Source organism: Rhodococcus zopfii NBRC 100606 = JCM 9919 (assembly GCF_001895025.1).
Lineage (GTDB): Bacteria > Actinomycetota > Actinomycetes > Mycobacteriales > Mycobacteriaceae > Rhodococcus > Rhodococcus zopfii.
Map to the genome: position 1 here is coordinate 99,545 of NZ_BCXI01000013.1, position 13,350 is coordinate 112,894.

At 67.7% G+C, this 13,350-nt stretch carries 15 protein-coding genes; 7 read left to right on the top strand and 8 right to left on the bottom strand.

From position 1 onward, the window contains the following. Positions 1-38: 38 nt before the first annotated feature. Complete coding sequence (locus tag RZ1_RS09460; RefSeq protein ID WP_218020452.1) at positions 39-2,714, top strand: multicopper oxidase domain-containing protein; 2,676 nt, start codon at positions 39-41, stop codon at positions 2,712-2,714. Positions 2,715-2,850: 136 nt separating this feature from the next. Next, a complete protein-coding gene (locus RZ1_RS09465; RefSeq protein ID WP_072811255.1) occupies positions 2,851-3,489 on the top strand; it encodes a DUF2231 domain-containing protein in 639 nt (212 codons plus the stop codon). Between the two features lie 25 nt (positions 3,490-3,514). On the opposite strand, the gene RZ1_RS09470 is transcribed toward RZ1_RS09465, so the two are convergent. Together RZ1_RS09470 and RZ1_RS31645 are read right to left on the bottom strand one after the other, a co-directional pair. Beyond that, positions 3,515-4,696 carry a zinc-dependent alcohol dehydrogenase gene (locus RZ1_RS09470; RefSeq protein ID WP_072811257.1) on the bottom strand — a complete coding sequence of 394 codons (1,182 nt, stop codon included), beginning with the start codon at positions 4,694-4,696 and terminating at the stop codon, positions 3,515-3,517. An 87-nt stretch (positions 4,697-4,783) separates the two neighbouring features. Then, positions 4,784-4,912: a hypothetical protein gene (locus RZ1_RS31645; protein WP_274595862.1), complete on the bottom strand. Its 129-nt coding sequence runs from the start codon at positions 4,910-4,912 to the stop codon at positions 4,784-4,786. 157 nt (positions 4,913-5,069) lie between these two features. Here RZ1_RS31645 and RZ1_RS09475 point away from each other — a divergent pair, with 157 nt between their 5' ends. Further along, positions 5,070-5,627 (top strand): type 1 glutamine amidotransferase domain-containing protein, encoded by a 558-nt coding sequence (locus tag RZ1_RS09475; RefSeq protein ID WP_072811258.1) that lies wholly within the window; start codon positions 5,070-5,072, stop codon positions 5,625-5,627. Between the two features lie 89 nt (positions 5,628-5,716). Here the strand turns inward: RZ1_RS09475 and RZ1_RS09480 are convergent, their stop codons facing one another. Continuing rightward, positions 5,717-6,259 carry a Dps family protein gene (locus RZ1_RS09480; protein ID WP_072811260.1) on the bottom strand — a complete coding sequence of 181 codons (543 nt, stop codon included), beginning with the start codon at positions 6,257-6,259 and terminating at the stop codon, positions 5,717-5,719. A 273-nt stretch (positions 6,260-6,532) separates the two neighbouring features. Between RZ1_RS09480 and RZ1_RS09485 the strand changes: the two genes are divergently transcribed. Continuing rightward, a complete protein-coding gene (locus RZ1_RS09485; RefSeq protein ID WP_371306608.1) occupies positions 6,533-7,960 on the top strand; it encodes an alpha,alpha-trehalose-phosphate synthase (UDP-forming) in 1,428 nt (475 codons plus the stop codon). Here RZ1_RS09485 and RZ1_RS09490 read toward each other — a convergent pair whose 3' ends face one another. From RZ1_RS09490 to RZ1_RS09505, 4 genes are all read right to left on the bottom strand, one after another. Beyond that, the gene (locus RZ1_RS09490; RefSeq protein WP_072811262.1) at positions 7,961-8,161 is read right to left on the bottom strand and encodes a hypothetical protein; all 201 of its coding nucleotides are present in this window, start codon (positions 8,159-8,161) and stop codon (positions 7,961-7,963) included. It lies immediately after the preceding gene. 68 nt (positions 8,162-8,229) lie between these two features. Further along, complete coding sequence (gene mbp1, locus RZ1_RS09495; RefSeq protein WP_072811264.1) at positions 8,230-8,466, bottom strand: microaggregate-binding protein 1; 237 nt, start codon at positions 8,464-8,466, stop codon at positions 8,230-8,232. Between the two features lie 81 nt (positions 8,467-8,547). Next, entirely contained in the window at positions 8,548-8,802 is a 255-nt protein-coding gene (locus RZ1_RS09500; protein ID WP_072811266.1) for a DUF6480 family protein, read from the bottom strand. A 45-nt stretch (positions 8,803-8,847) separates the two neighbouring features. After that, positions 8,848-9,270: a DUF6292 family protein gene (locus RZ1_RS09505; protein WP_072811268.1), complete on the bottom strand. Its 423-nt coding sequence runs from the start codon at positions 9,268-9,270 to the stop codon at positions 8,848-8,850. A 186-nt stretch (positions 9,271-9,456) separates the two neighbouring features. Between RZ1_RS09505 and RZ1_RS09510 the strand changes: the two genes are divergently transcribed. The 3 genes from RZ1_RS09510 (at position 9,457) to RZ1_RS09520 (ending at position 12,301) form a co-directional block, all read left to right on the top strand. Beyond that, positions 9,457-9,699, top strand: a complete 243-nt coding sequence (locus tag RZ1_RS09510) for a metallothionein (protein ID WP_072811270.1) — start codon at positions 9,457-9,459, stop codon at positions 9,697-9,699. Between the two features lie 7 nt (positions 9,700-9,706). Further along, positions 9,707-10,072 carry a hypothetical protein gene (locus RZ1_RS09515; RefSeq protein ID WP_072811393.1) on the top strand — a complete coding sequence of 122 codons (366 nt, stop codon included), beginning with the start codon at positions 9,707-9,709 and terminating at the stop codon, positions 10,070-10,072. 90 nt (positions 10,073-10,162) lie between these two features. Then, complete coding sequence (locus tag RZ1_RS09520) at positions 10,163-12,301, top strand: catalase (RefSeq protein WP_072811271.1); 2,139 nt, start codon at positions 10,163-10,165, stop codon at positions 12,299-12,301. A 20-nt stretch (positions 12,302-12,321) separates the two neighbouring features. Here RZ1_RS09520 and RZ1_RS09525 read toward each other — a convergent pair whose 3' ends face one another. After that, entirely contained in the window at positions 12,322-13,332 is a 1,011-nt protein-coding gene (locus RZ1_RS09525; protein WP_072811394.1) for a Ppx/GppA phosphatase family protein, read from the bottom strand. Positions 13,333-13,350: the final 18 nt, after the last annotated feature.

The following is a 13,350-nucleotide window of genomic DNA, read 5'->3' on the forward strand; positions in this document are numbered from 1 at the left end:
AGTAGTAAACGGACGTGGATCGGTCCTACCATCGGCCTGTGAGCACCACGCGCCCGGCGAAGCGACCCAAGAGCTGGCACCAGCGCGCCGGAATGCCCGTGCGTGTCTGGCTCGTGCTGCTGGTCCTCGCGGGTCTGACGCACCCGTTCCTCCCCGAATCCCGATGGCTGCTGGTGCATCTGTTCACCCTCGGTGCCGTCACCAATTCGATCGTGGTGTGGTCCCAGACCCTCGCCGAACGATTTCTCGGCTATCACCTTCCCGAGAGCGCCCGCGCACCGCAGCTCGCCAAGATCTACCTGCTCAACGCGGGCATCGTCGTCACCGTTGCCGGTGTCCTCGGCGGATGGTTCCCCGTCACACTCGTGGGTGCGGTCCTCGTCGGCGCGATGCTCGCATGGCATGCCGTCTCGCTGCTGCTGCTGATCCGTCGGGCCCAGCGGTCGCGGGCGGCCGGCGGCGAGGAACCCGCACTGCACGCGCAGAGCGTGTGGTTCCTCGTCGCGTCGTCGGCGCTGCTGCCCATCGGAGCCGGATTCGGTGCCGCACTCGCCTACGGACAGACCGACAGCACCGAAGCCGGGTTCCTGCTCGCCCACCAGGCGATGAACCTGCTGGGCTTCCTCGGCCTGGCCGCCGCCGGGGTGCTGACGGTGATGTACCCGAACCTGATCGGCATGGACAGCGGCAGCGACACCCCCCGTCGCTCCGCTCGCCCCGACACCCCCCATCGCTCCGCTCGCCCCGGCACCGGGGCACGCCGACGACCGGTCGCGCTCGCGGTCCTGCTCACCGGAATCGCCGTGCTCCTCGTCGGCGCCCTGACCGCGCATCCGCTGGCCGCGGCGGCCGGATGCGCGATCTACCTGGCCGGATGGGTCGTCGTCGCAGGTCCGCTGCTGCGCGGAGCCGTGTCACATCCCCCCGCCGGGTTCGCGCCTGCCTCGATCACCGCGGCGATGCTGTGGCTGCTCGGGTCGTTGCTGAGCCTGACCGTCGTGCTCGCGACCGGTCCCATGACCCCCGAGCGCGCCACGCTGATGACCGTGCCGTTCCTGGCCGGCTTCGCGGCACAGTTGCTGTTCGGCGTGATGAGTCATCTGCTGCCCACCCTGATGGGCGGCGGGCCGGCTGTCGTCGGCGCCGGCGTCGACAAGATGAACCGGTGGTGGGTGTGGCGGCTCGTCGTCGTCAACGTGGGGCTGCTGCTGTGGTTGCTGCCGCTCGCGAGCTGGATGCGCGTGGGTGTCTCCGCGATCGTCATGCTCGCGTTCGTGCTGTTCCTGCCCATCATGGTCACCAGCGCCAAGGCTTCGGTGGCGGGCCGCCGCGCCGTGATGTCCGGCAACGCCGCGCCCGAGTACACACCGGCACCCCAGCACCGCGGGTTGCAGGCCACCGCCGCCCTCGCGTGTCTCGCACTCGTCGCCGCCGTCACCGCGGGTATCGGCGGAACCGGTTTCGACAACGCCGACGCCTCCGCGGGGGTGACACCCACCGGCAACACCACCGAGGTGCAGGTCGACATGGTCGGGATGCGTTTCGTCCCGGACCGGATCACGGTGCCGGCCGGCGACCGGCTGATCCTGACCGTCACCAACTCCGACGATCAGGTCCACGACCTGGTGCTGTCCACCGGCCAGGACAGCGGCCGGGTCGCGTCCGGCGGGACCGCGACGGTCGATGTCGGGGTCGTCGGCACCGACATCGACGGATGGTGCTCGATCGTCGGGCACCGGCAGCAGGGGATGCTCCTGAGCATCACCGCCGAAGGCACCGACAGCACCGCCGAAGGCACCGACAGCAGCGGTGCAGGCGTGCACGATCACGGCTCGGGCGGTCCACCGGACGTCGATCTCGCCGCCGCCCCGGACGACGGCTTCGTCGCCCGCGATCCGGTCCTCGCCCCGGCACCCGGCGGCACCACCCACCGCTACACGTTCGAGGTCACCGAAGTTCAGGGCGACTACGCGGTCGGTGCGCGACAGACCATGTGGACGTACAACGGGCAGCCCATGGGGCCGACACTGCGCGGCCGCCTGGGCGATGTCTTCGAGATCAGGCTGGTCAACAACGGAACCATGGGCCACTCCATCGACTTCCACGCCGGGATGGTCGGGCCGGACGAACCGATGCGCACCATCGACCCCGGCGCGGAACTCGTCTACCGGTTTCGTGCCGAACACAGCGGAATCTGGTTGTATCACTGCGCAACCGCCCCGATGGCCGTACACATTGCCGCGGGCATGTTCGGTGCGGTCGTGATCGATCCGCCGAGCTTGACACCGGTCGACGCCGAATATCTCGTGGTGCAGTCGGACGTGTATCTCGGCGACGGCACGGTCGACGCGGACAAGGTCGTCGCGGCGGCGCCGGATCTGGTGGTGTTCAACGGTTTCGCGAACCAGTACGTGCACCGGCCGCTGCGCGCGAAGGTCGGCGACCGAATCCGCGTCTGGGTGCTCGATGCCGGCCCGGCCGAGAGCGTCAGCTTCCATGTCGTCGGAAGCCAGTTCGACACCGTATACAAGGAAGGCGCGTATCTGTTGCGCGCGGGCGACCCCGATCGCGGCGGTGCCCAGGCGCTCGATCTGGCGGTGGCGCAGGGCGGATTCGTCGAAATGGAGATCCTCGAACCCGGGACCTACACCTTCCTCAACCATCGGATGTTCGATGCCGAACGCGGCGCGAAGGGCAAGATCGTCGTCGAGTGAAGGTTCCGTCACCGAAAATGCTCACGGATTCGGAATCCGCCCGCTCTACAGCGTGTCGAGGATTCGGACCCACCGCGTAGACACCAGGTGGCGGGTCGGCCGTTTTCTCCCATGGCTTCCGGGGTACGCGTCGAGCATGTCCACGTCGAACATCTCCACACAGACTCCCCATCGTTCCCCGCCGCTCGCACGACTGCTCGAGAGCACCGAATCGGCGTCCTGGCTCGACCGTCCCGCGACGAGGGTCCGCGCACTGGTGCGGCCGCTCGCCGACGGCCCGGCCGGGGGCGTGCTGCGCGGCGACTTCCTCGGCCATCCGCTGCATCCCGCACTGGTGGCGGTCCCTATCGGCGCATGGTCCTCGGCAGCGGTCTTCGATCTGGTCTTCCGCCGCCCGGATGCGGCCCGGCGCCTGCTGGGAATCGGCCTGGCCGCGACCCCGCCGACGCTGGCCACCGGATGGTCCGACTGGTCCCGGTGCACCACGGTCCAGCGGCGAGTCGGTCTGATCCACGCGGTGACGAATGCCGCGGGCATCGCGCTGACGGCCGCGTCCTATCGACGCCGGCGGTGCGCCTCCGAATCCTCGGCGTCCGCGGTGGCGCTGAGCCTCGCCGGTCTCGGGCTGATCGGTGTCGGCGGCACGCTCGGCGGGCACCTGGCATACGTCCTCGGCGCCAGGGTGTCACCGCACGCGGACGTGCCCGATGCCGAGGCGAACGGTCCCGCATACGATCCCGTGCTCGCCGAACCGGTCACGCCGGCAGATCGGTGAGCCGGGATCCCAGGTATCTCCAGACTCAGGGTTCGAGGAGGATCTTCACGGCCCCGTCCGCCTTGCGCTGGAAGATGTCGTAGGCGTGGGGTGCCTCGGACAGCGGGAGCCGGTGCGTGGCGAACGTGTCGACGCCGAGCGGATCATCGTCGGTGAGCAGGGGGATGATCTCCGGCACCCAGCGATTCACGTTGGCCTGCCCCATGCGCAGCGTGATCTGCTTGTCGAACAGGGTGAGCATGGGCAGCGGGTCGGCCGCGCCGCCGTACACGCCGCTGAGCGAGATGGTGCCGCCGCGCCGCACCACGTCGATCGCGCTGTAGAGGGCGGCGAGCCGGTCGACGCCTGCCTTCTGCATCAGCGGTTCGGCGATCGCCGACGGCAGCAACCCGGCCGCGGTCTGGGCCAGTTTCGCCACGGGACTGCCGTGCGCCTCCATGCCGACCGCGTCGATCACGGAGTCGGTGCCGCGCCCGTCGGTGAGGTCACGGATCCGGTCGCCGAGTGCACCGTCGGTCCCGTTCAGGTCGATCGTCTCGATTCCCCGGGCGTCGGCGCGGGCCAGACGCTCCGGCACGAGGTCGACGCCGATGACCCGGGCACCTCGATGGTGCGCGATCCGGGCGGACATGTCGCCGATCGGACCGAGGCCGAGGACCGTGACCGTGCCACCCTCGGGAATGTCGGCGTACTCGACCGCCTGCCATGCGGTCGGCAGCACGTCGGACAGGTATACGAACCGGGAATCGGGCGGACCGTCGGGAACCGTGATGTGCGTGGACTGTGCATGCGGGACCCGCAGGTACTCCGCCTGGCCACCGGGAACACTTCCGTACAGCTTCGAGTATCCGAACAACGCTGCCCCGCTGCCATATTCGCGCACCTGGGTTGTCTCGCACTGTGAGAACAGGCCGTGCCCGCACATGAAGCAGCCGCCGCACGAGACCTGGAACGGGATCACGACCCGGTCCCCGGCCTTCAGGTTCGTCACCTCGCTGCCAACTTCCTCGACGATCCCCATCGGTTCGTGTCCGAGGATGTCGCCCGGCGTCATGAACGCGCCGAGCACCTCGTACAGGTGCAGATCCGAGCCGCAGATGTTGGTGGTGGTGACGCGGACGACGGCGTCGGTCGGCTCCTCGATCCGCGGGTCCGGCACCGTACCGACCTCGACCTTGCGCTTGCCCTGCCACGTCACGGCCTTCATCGCTGCATCGCCTTCATCGCTGCATCCTTCCCGGTTCTTCTCCGGCCTGGTTCGTTCCTGTCCTCGATTACCGCCGAGCGGTGCCGTTCAAACGCCCCGGAGCCACCCGACGGGAGTCGCGCTCGCCGGAGCACTGACGGTCGCCGTCGCCGCGGCGCCGAGGTAGGCGAAACGGCGGCCACGCCGCACCCGCCGGATACCGGACGAGGTGGTCACGCTGCGCCGCAACCTCATCCGTCCCTCCACTCGACGCGTTCCGTCTTCGGAGGAATATCCGGATTGGGCCTCTCCTACACTCCCGCCCCGCGGGTACCCGGTGTTTCCCCACCCGGTTGCGGGTACCCCATGGCGGACGACGAAAGGACGGTCAACCATGAATTCTTCGGATACCGGCCCGCTGGCGTCGCGCCGGGTCGCGATCCTGGCCACCGACGGGGTGGAGGAGGTCGAACTCGTCGAACCGCGGCGCGCCGTCGAACGCGCCGGCGCCGAGACCCGGCTGCTCTCGCTGTCCTCGGGAGAGATCCAGGCGATGAACTCCGACGTGAATCCGGCGGGTAAGCACCACGTCGATCAGGTCGTGGCCGACGCCTCGGTCGATGACTTCGATGCTCTGCTCCTACCGGGCGGCACCACGAACCCCGATCACCTGCGCCAGGATTCGGACGCGGTGGCGTTCGTCCGGGACTTCGTCTCGTCGGGACGCCCGGTGGGCGTCATCTGCCACGGGCCGTGGACGCTCGTCGAGGCGGATGTGGTGCGCGACCGTACCCTCACCTCGTATCCGAGTGTGCGCACGGACATCCGCAATGCCGGCGGCACGGTGGTCGACCAGGAGGTGGTCATCGACCGGAACCTCGTGTCGAGCCGCAACCCCGGCGATCTGCCCGCGTTCTGCGACGCCGTCGTCGACGTGTTCTCCAGAGCCTGACACCCGCGAGAGCCGGACACCCACAATCAGACAGGACAGCCGCACACGGATATCCGTGTGCGGCTGCCTCTTTCGTCTTCGGATTCCGCCTATGCGCGGGCCTTGTCGGCGGCTTTGCGTTCGGTCGCGGCCCCGCTGTTCGCGAGGCTTCCGGACGCGTTCTCGAGGTGCGCACGCACGAACCACTGGAACTTCTCGAGCTGGCCGGTCTGCCCGATGAGCAGGTCCTCGGTGATGGGATCGAGTTCTCCCACTTCGGATATCGCCTTGCGATTGCCCGCGATCAGCCCGTCGTACACCAGATCGAGGGCGGCCAGATGCGCCTGCGCGCTGTCACGCCCCACCGAGTAGTCGTCCCAGGTGCGATGCTTCTCGATCGCACCTGGCGTACCCTGCGGCGAAGCCCCCAGCGCTGCAATACGTTCGGCGACATCGTCGGCGTAGGACCGCACGAGTTCCACCTGGGGGTCGATCATCTCGTGCACCCCGATAAAGTTGGGGCCCACCACGTTCCAGTGAATATGCTTGAGCGTGAGGTGAAGATCATTGTAGGCACTCAGACGTTCCTGGAGGACCTCCGCGACGCGCTCGCCGTCCTTCTCGCTCAGACCCGGAACTGTGAACTTACCCATGTGTTCTCCTCTCGACTACACCGTCCGCCCGACCGCGGAATCGGCACCACGGTAGCGACGATGGGTAACATCTACCCGTTCGATCTCACCGGTAAACCTCGCCGAATTCCGAAGTCTCAGAACCTCCGTGGTGATACAATCGCGCCACCGGATCCGAACTACGGACCGCAGTTCCGTGAGGAGGACCGCAGTTCATAGGGGCCTTTCGGGACGACTTCCGAAGGCCGTGGCGTCGCCACGTTCGCCGGAACACCGGGCGTCGGCGCCGCCGGAATCGTGAAACAGGGGCTGAAAATCGTGATAGATGCGACTCACGCAGATTTCCTGGTAGTGGCCAATCGGCTGCCCGTCGACCTCGAACCCGATCCGGAGGGTGGTCCGGGAACGTGGCACCGCAGCCCCGGTGGCCTGGTCACCGCGCTCGAACCGATCCTGCGGCACGCGAACGGCGCGTGGGTGGGCTGGCCGGGAACACCCGACGTCGATCTCGATCCGTTCATCGAAGACGGGCTGAAACTGCATCCGGTCGGGCTCACAGAAACCGAGGTCGCCGAATACTACGAAGGTTTCTCCAACACCTCCCTGTGGCCGCTCTACCACGATGCCGTGGTCACGCCCACTTTCGACCGCCGCTGGTGGCGGACGTACGTGCAGGTCAACGAGAAATTCGCGCAAGCAGCCGCCCGCGCGGCAGCGCCCGGGGCGACGGTGTGGGTGCACGACTACCAGCTCCAGCTCGTGCCGCGCATGCTCCGGGAGGCACGACCGGACCTGACGATCGGTTTCTTTCTGCACATCCCGTTCCCGCCCCCGGAACTGTTCCTCCAGCTGCCGTGGCGCTCGGAGATCGTCCAGGGTCTGCTCGGAGCCGATCTGGTCGGATTTCACCTTCCCGGCGGCGCCGAGAACTTCCGGTTCCTGACGCGGCGGCTGTTCTCCGCGTCCCGGGTCGGATCCCTCGGCGCGGTCGACACCGGGGAACGCCTCGTACGAGTCGGCGCGTATCCGATCTCGATCGACTCGGCGCACATCGACGAGCAGTCACGCTCGGCCTCGACGCAGTTGCGGGCCAAGCAGATCCGGGTCGAGCTCGGCGACCCGGACATCGTCCTGCTGGGCGTCGACAGGCTCGATTACACGAAGGGCATCGACATCCGGCTCGATGCGCTGCGTGAGCTTCTCGAGGAAGGCACGCTGGACCCGGCGAAGGCGGTCATGGTGCAACTCGCGACGCCGAGCCGCGAACGACTCACCGCCTACGCGCAGCTCCGCGACGACGTGGAACGGCAGGTCGGGAACATCAACGGCGAATTCGGCCGGCTCGGCCGCCCGGTCGTGCACTATCTGCACCGGCCGGTGGACCGCGACGAGCTGATCGCGATGTACGCGTGTGCCGACGCCATGCTCGTCACTCCCCTGCGCGACGGGATGAATCTTGTCGCCAAGGAGTACGTGGCCTGTCACGGCGACGGCAGCGGCGCCCTCGTCCTCAGCGAATTCGCGGGTGCCGCCTCGGAACTGCGCCGCGCGCACCTGGTGAATCCGCACGATCTCGACGCGGTCAAGCGTGCGATCGTCGCCGCCGTGACGGAAGAACCCGCGGTCGCGGCGCGACGGATGCGCTCGATGCACAACCAGGTGATGAAGCACGACGTCGACCGATGGGCACGAACGTTTCTGGACGATCTTCGCGCCGGGTGATCAGCTGCTGGGTTCGGGCAGACGGCAGTCCTCGATCCTCGGGTTGACCCCGAAGTAGTTGAGCGGACCCGCGATCACCGTCACCACCACAGTGGCGACACCCGCGCAGTTCTGCTCGGAATTGCTGAAATAGCCCCGCTGCCCGGCGGCGACGGCACCGACCACCAGCCAGATCAACACCACGAGCGTGAGAATCCGCACGACTGTGACACCTCCCTGTGACGGCAGTGCGGCCGGGTCCGCAGGACACCGGCCGCACCGCGAGGACCTCACTGTTGTGAGCGCTGCCTGGCTTCGTCCGCCTCGGCCTTCGCCCTGGCCTTCTCCGCCTCCGCTTCCTTGCGGGCGACCTCACGCTGGTCTTCTGCCTTGTCCTGCTGGGCGCGACCTTCGCGGGTCAGATCGTCGTTGCCGCTGACGGCACCGACGGCCTCCTTTGCCTTGCCCTTGACGTCCTCCACGACGCCCTTGACGCCCTCGCTGGGACCACTCTTCTCGTCTGCCATGCGAATCCTCCTGTCGGATCTCTTCACGGACACAGGGGGTCTACCCCACCGTCGCCGGTCTCAACCGGTCCGGGAGCGGGTTCACACCATCGCGGCGATCAGACCGATGATGACGGCGACGAAAACGATCACGATCACGATCACCGCGCCGAGCGTCATCCAACCCGTCGCGGGGAAACGCTTCCGGGTCTCCGGCTCCGGGGCGGACAGCCCCGAGGTGCCGGCCGATTCGGGAGGCGTGGTTCCGGGCGGTACTCCCCCACCGGGCTCGAGACCGGGCGTGCTGTCGGGATCGGGATCGGTGTTGCCGTGTTGTTCGGGATCGGGAACGGTCATCGGACCCACCTTCCGGACGGAACGTGCTGTCCTGATCGCATACCCTCACTCGACGGCCGCGACACCTCCCCCTACACCGCCGTAGTCGGCGACCGCCCGCAGCGCCTCCTCGCGGGTCCCGTGGGCCGGGGTCGTGCGCAGCGCCCGTCCGTCGCGTCGGAGACGTTCCACGAACGACCGCACCGCCGACGGCGGCGGGACCCGCGCCGACCCGAGGTAGCCCGCGAGGATCATGTCCTCACCCGATCCGGTCTCCACGGCCAGCGCCCATCCTTCGTCCGGATTCCACACGAGCGCCACCTCACGACCGGGGTACAACTCCAGCTCCGGGATACCGACGTAACCCTCCCAGGCATCGTCGTCGCGCACCGCCCAGTTCCCCGCCGGAACGCCCAGCTCCTGAGCCACCCGCTCGGTGTAGTGGGCGAATCCTCGGACCATCACCTCGTCACCCGACGGCCGTACCATCACGCTCTCCTCACTTCCGCAGGATCCGCTCGGCGCGGATCCAGCGGAAACGGGAATACCCACGCCGGACGAATCCGACACCGGTGCGTGCTCCTCAGTATCCTCCCGGATCCTCCCGGCGCATCTCGTTTGGCCGGGTACCGACAGGGGCACCCGATCGGAGAGTCCTAGGAAGGGAGCGATCTCATGGCTACGTGCGACACCTGCGGAAACGATTACGACAAGACTTTCACCGTGACCCGTGACAGCGTCACCGGCACCTACGACAGCTTCGAATGTGCGGTCAACGCGATGGCCCCGGTCTGCGCGCACTGCGACTGCCGGATCCTCGGCCACGGCGTCGAGGTCGACAGCACCATCTACTGCTGCGCGCACTGCGCGCGTGCTGCCGGTCGGCCCGAAGTCGTCGACCGCGCCGAGCACCGCTGAGGACCCCATGACCCAGGACGTCGAGAAGCGCTGGCGCGACCCAGCGACCTTCCGGTCGGCGATGTGGTACGCGGCGATCGTCGTCGCCATTGCACTGCTGGTGATGGCGGTCGCGGTGGTGTGGGGGCTTGCCGTCTCCGACGACCGCTGCGTCGAGGAGTCGTTCGCGGTGTGCACCGCGCCGGCGAAGCAGATCCTCGCGTTCGGGCCGCCCCTGGTCCTGTTGATCGGCGGGCTCGGGGCCCTGCTCCGCGCCTACCGCACGTGGCGGCGTCACGGCACGTGGCCGATCTGGCAGGGCGTCGGATGGGCTCTGCTCGTGGGGATGATCGTGTTCCTGATGTTCTCGTTCGGGGTCCTCGTCGGCAGTTGACCTGCGTCCGGGTTTGCCGGTCGAGTCTGGGGGTAGCCACGGTGTGAGCACTGCTGGCAACACCGTCGCACCCCCGGAACGGAGCGCAGCATGACGAAGAGCGATCCCGGCGGCTCCGCCCGCGAGCCCGAGAATCGTGACCCGAAGGACAAGCAGCTCGACGGATTCCGCGTCGACCGCAACTCCGGATATCTCACCACGCAACAGGGGGTACGGGTCGACCACGACGACGACTCTCTCACCGCCGGGACCCGGGGGCCGACCCTTCTGGAGGACTTCCACGCTCGGGAGAAAATCACCCACTTCGACCACGAACGCATTCCGGAAAGGGTCGTGCATGCGCGCGGCGCCGGTGCCTACGGCTTCTTCGAGCCGTACGACGATTCGCTCGCCCAGGTGACTGCCGCCCGGTTTCTCACCACCCCGGGATTGCGTACCCCGGTGTTCGTGCGGTTCTCGACCGTCGCGGGGTCCCGAGGCTCCGCGGACACGGTCCGCGACGTCCGAGGTTTCGCGACGAAGTTCTACACCGATCAGGGCAACTACGATCTGGTCGGAAACAACTTTCCGGTCTTTTTCATCCAGGACGGCATCAAGTTCCCGGACTTCGTGCACGCGGTGAAACCCGAGCCGGACAACGAAATTCCGCAGGCTCAATCCGCCCACGACACCTTCTGGGATTTCGTGTCGCTGCAGCCGGAGACACTGCACACGGTGATGTGGCTGATGTCGGACCGGGCACTGCCGCGCAGCTATCGGATGATGCAGGGCTTCGGCGTCCACACGTTCCGGTTCGTCGATGCGCACGGCATCGGAACATTCGTCAAGTTCCACTGGACTCCGAAGCTGGGAACGCACTCACTGGTCTGGGACGAATGCCAGAAGATCGCCGGTAGGGACCCGGACTTCAACCGCCGCGACCTGTGGGACGCCATCGAGGCCGGGCAGTATCCCGAATGGGAACTCGGTGTGCAGCTGGTGGCAGAGTCCGACGAATTCGCTTTCGACTTCGATCTTCTCGACGCCACGAAGATCATCCCCGAAGAGCAGGTGCCCGTGCAGCCGGTCGGGCGGATGGTGCTCGACCGGAACCCGGACAACTTCTTCGCCGAGACCGAGCAGGTCGCGTTCCACACCGCGAACCTGGTGCCGGGCATCGACTTCACGAACGATCCGCTGCTGCAGGCCCGCAACTTCTCCTATCTGGATACCCAGTTGATCCGGCTGGGCGGACCGAATTTCTCGCAGCTGCCGGTCAACCGGCCTGTCACCGAGGTGCACACCCATCAGCACGACGGCTACAGCCAGCCCACGATCCAGCGCGGAAAGGCGTCGTACCACAAGAATTCGCTCGGCAGCGGATGTCCGGCCCTGGCCGACGAGGAAGTCTTCACGCACTACGCGAAGCATGTGGACGGACACGTCGTGCGGGCCCGTAGCGACAGTTTCACCGACCACTACAGCCAGCCGCGCCTGTTCTGGCGCAGCATGTCCGACGTCGAAGCCGAGCACATCGTCGCGGCCTTCGGCTTCGAACTCGGGAAGGTCACCAACGTCGACATTCGCGAACGTGTCGTCGCCCAACTCGATCTCGTCGATCACCGCCTGGCGTCGCGGGTCGCGGCGCAACTCGGCCTCGACATCCCACCCGAGTCACCGGTCGTCGACATCGCGCCGCCCTCCCCGGCACTGTCGCAGCTGAACACCGCAATGGACAGCATTCTCAGCAGGCGGGTCGCGGTACTCGCCGCGGACGGTGTCGACGTCACCGGCGTCGAACGGCTCGTCGAGGCGCTCTCCGAACGCGGCGCGATCGTCGAGGTGCTCGCGCCCAAGGGCGGTGGCGTACTCACCGGCGGTTCCGGCGGCGAGATCGCCGTCGACCGCGCGATCACCACGATGGCCTCCGTGCTCTACGACGCGGTGGTCGTCCCGTGCGGCCCCGACTCGATCGCAACCCTCCGGGACGACGGCTACGCGCTGCACTTCCTGGCCGAGGCGTACAAGCACGCCAAGCCGATCGCCGCGTTCGGCGCGGGTCTGGACCTGCTGCCCGCCGCCGGTCTGCACTGTCCGGTCGCCGAGGGACCCGACATCCTCGCCCATGCCGGCGTGGTGACCTCGACCGCCGCCGAGGCATCGCTGTCGGACGAGTTCTTCGATGTCTTCGCCGACATCATGGCGCGGCATCGGGCCTGGGAGCGCGACGTCGACGCCGTGGTGGCGTGACACGCGATCCCCGCTGCGTGTCAGATCTGCTTCGGCAGCGTGGTCACCGTCGCGCCGTCCTCCGAGCGCGCCGGCAACGTCTGCAGGGGCAGCGCATCACGGTCGTCGGCGAGGGATGACAAGTGCCGCAACACAATTCCCTCCCGCAGCGCCCACGGACTGATTTCTAGGCTGTCCAAGTCCAGTGCCGTCATCGCACAATCTGCCACGATCGCACCGGCGAGCACCTGCCGGGCGCGGGATTCGGAGACACCCGACAGCCGGCTCCGATGCTGGGCGGGCATTCCCGCGAGCTTCTCGATGACACGATGCAGATCGTCGCGCCGCAGGGTGCGGGCCACGAACGGTCCCTTGCGCTGAGCCGGGGAACCGGTGAGCCTCGCCAACTGCTTGAACGTTTTCGACGCTCCGACGGTGACGTGCGGATCGCCCTCCCACTTCAGGCGGTCCGACGCGTCGCCGAGGGTGTCCCGCACATCCCGGCGCATCCGCTTGAGTTCCTTCGACGTGGGTGGGTCGCTTTCGAGATAGCGGCGCGTCAGCCGATTGGCACCGAGCGGGAGAGACAGCGCGATATCCGGATCGGTGTTTCGTCCGAGCGCCAGCTCCATGGAACCGCCGCCGATGTCGAGAACCAGCAACCGGCCGGCGGACCAGCCGTACCACGCGTGCACCGCCAGATAGGTCAACCGTGCCTCCTGGTCGCCCGAGAGATATTCGGGGCGGATACCGGATGCCTGCACGATCCGGTCGAGCACGAGATCCCGGTTCTCGGCGTCGCGGATCGCCGCGGTCACGAACGGGAAGAGCCGATCCACCCCGTAGCGATACGCCGCGTCGACTGCGGTCGCGACCGCGTTGGCCGCGCGGTCTGCGCCCGCAACGCTCAGGGATCCGTCGGGCTGAACCTCGTCGGCCAGCCGTGTCGGCACCCGGATCGCGTGCACGGGCAGTGGTGGCGCACCGACGGCTGCCTCGACGATCTGCAGCTGCGCCGAGTTGGAACCGATGTCGAGAAGACCGAGCCTCACCCCCACGGGATACCCGTT

What these genes read in the sequence shown, in the direction of transcription:
- RZ1_RS09505 (WP_072811268.1), bottom strand. Translation starts at nt 9,270, where the DNA reads ATGGTACGGCCGTCGGGTGACGAGGTGATGGTCCGAGGATTCGCCCAC.
- mbp1 (WP_072811264.1), bottom strand. Translation starts at nt 8,466, where the DNA reads ATGGCAGACGAGAAGAGTGGTCCCAGCGAGGGCGTCAAGGGCGTCGTG.
- RZ1_RS09515 (WP_072811393.1), top strand. Translation starts at nt 9,707, where the DNA reads ATGACCCAGGACGTCGAGAAGCGCTGGCGCGACCCAGCGACCTTCCGG.
- RZ1_RS09510 (WP_072811270.1), top strand. Translation starts at nt 9,457, where the DNA reads ATGGCTACGTGCGACACCTGCGGAAACGATTACGACAAGACTTTCACC.
- RZ1_RS09520 (WP_072811271.1), top strand. Translation starts at nt 10,163, where the DNA reads ATGACGAAGAGCGATCCCGGCGGCTCCGCCCGCGAGCCCGAGAATCGT.
- RZ1_RS09475 (WP_072811258.1), top strand. Translation starts at nt 5,070, where the DNA reads ATGAATTCTTCGGATACCGGCCCGCTGGCGTCGCGCCGGGTCGCGATC.
- RZ1_RS09470 (WP_072811257.1), bottom strand. Translation starts at nt 4,696, where the DNA reads ATGAAGGCCGTGACGTGGCAGGGCAAGCGCAAGGTCGAGGTCGGTACG.
- RZ1_RS09465 (WP_072811255.1), top strand. Translation starts at nt 2,851, where the DNA reads ATGTCCACGTCGAACATCTCCACACAGACTCCCCATCGTTCCCCGCCG.
- RZ1_RS09480 (WP_072811260.1), bottom strand. Translation starts at nt 6,259, where the DNA reads ATGGGTAAGTTCACAGTTCCGGGTCTGAGCGAGAAGGACGGCGAGCGC.
- RZ1_RS09500 (WP_072811266.1), bottom strand. Translation starts at nt 8,802, where the DNA reads ATGACCGTTCCCGATCCCGAACAACACGGCAACACCGATCCCGATCCC.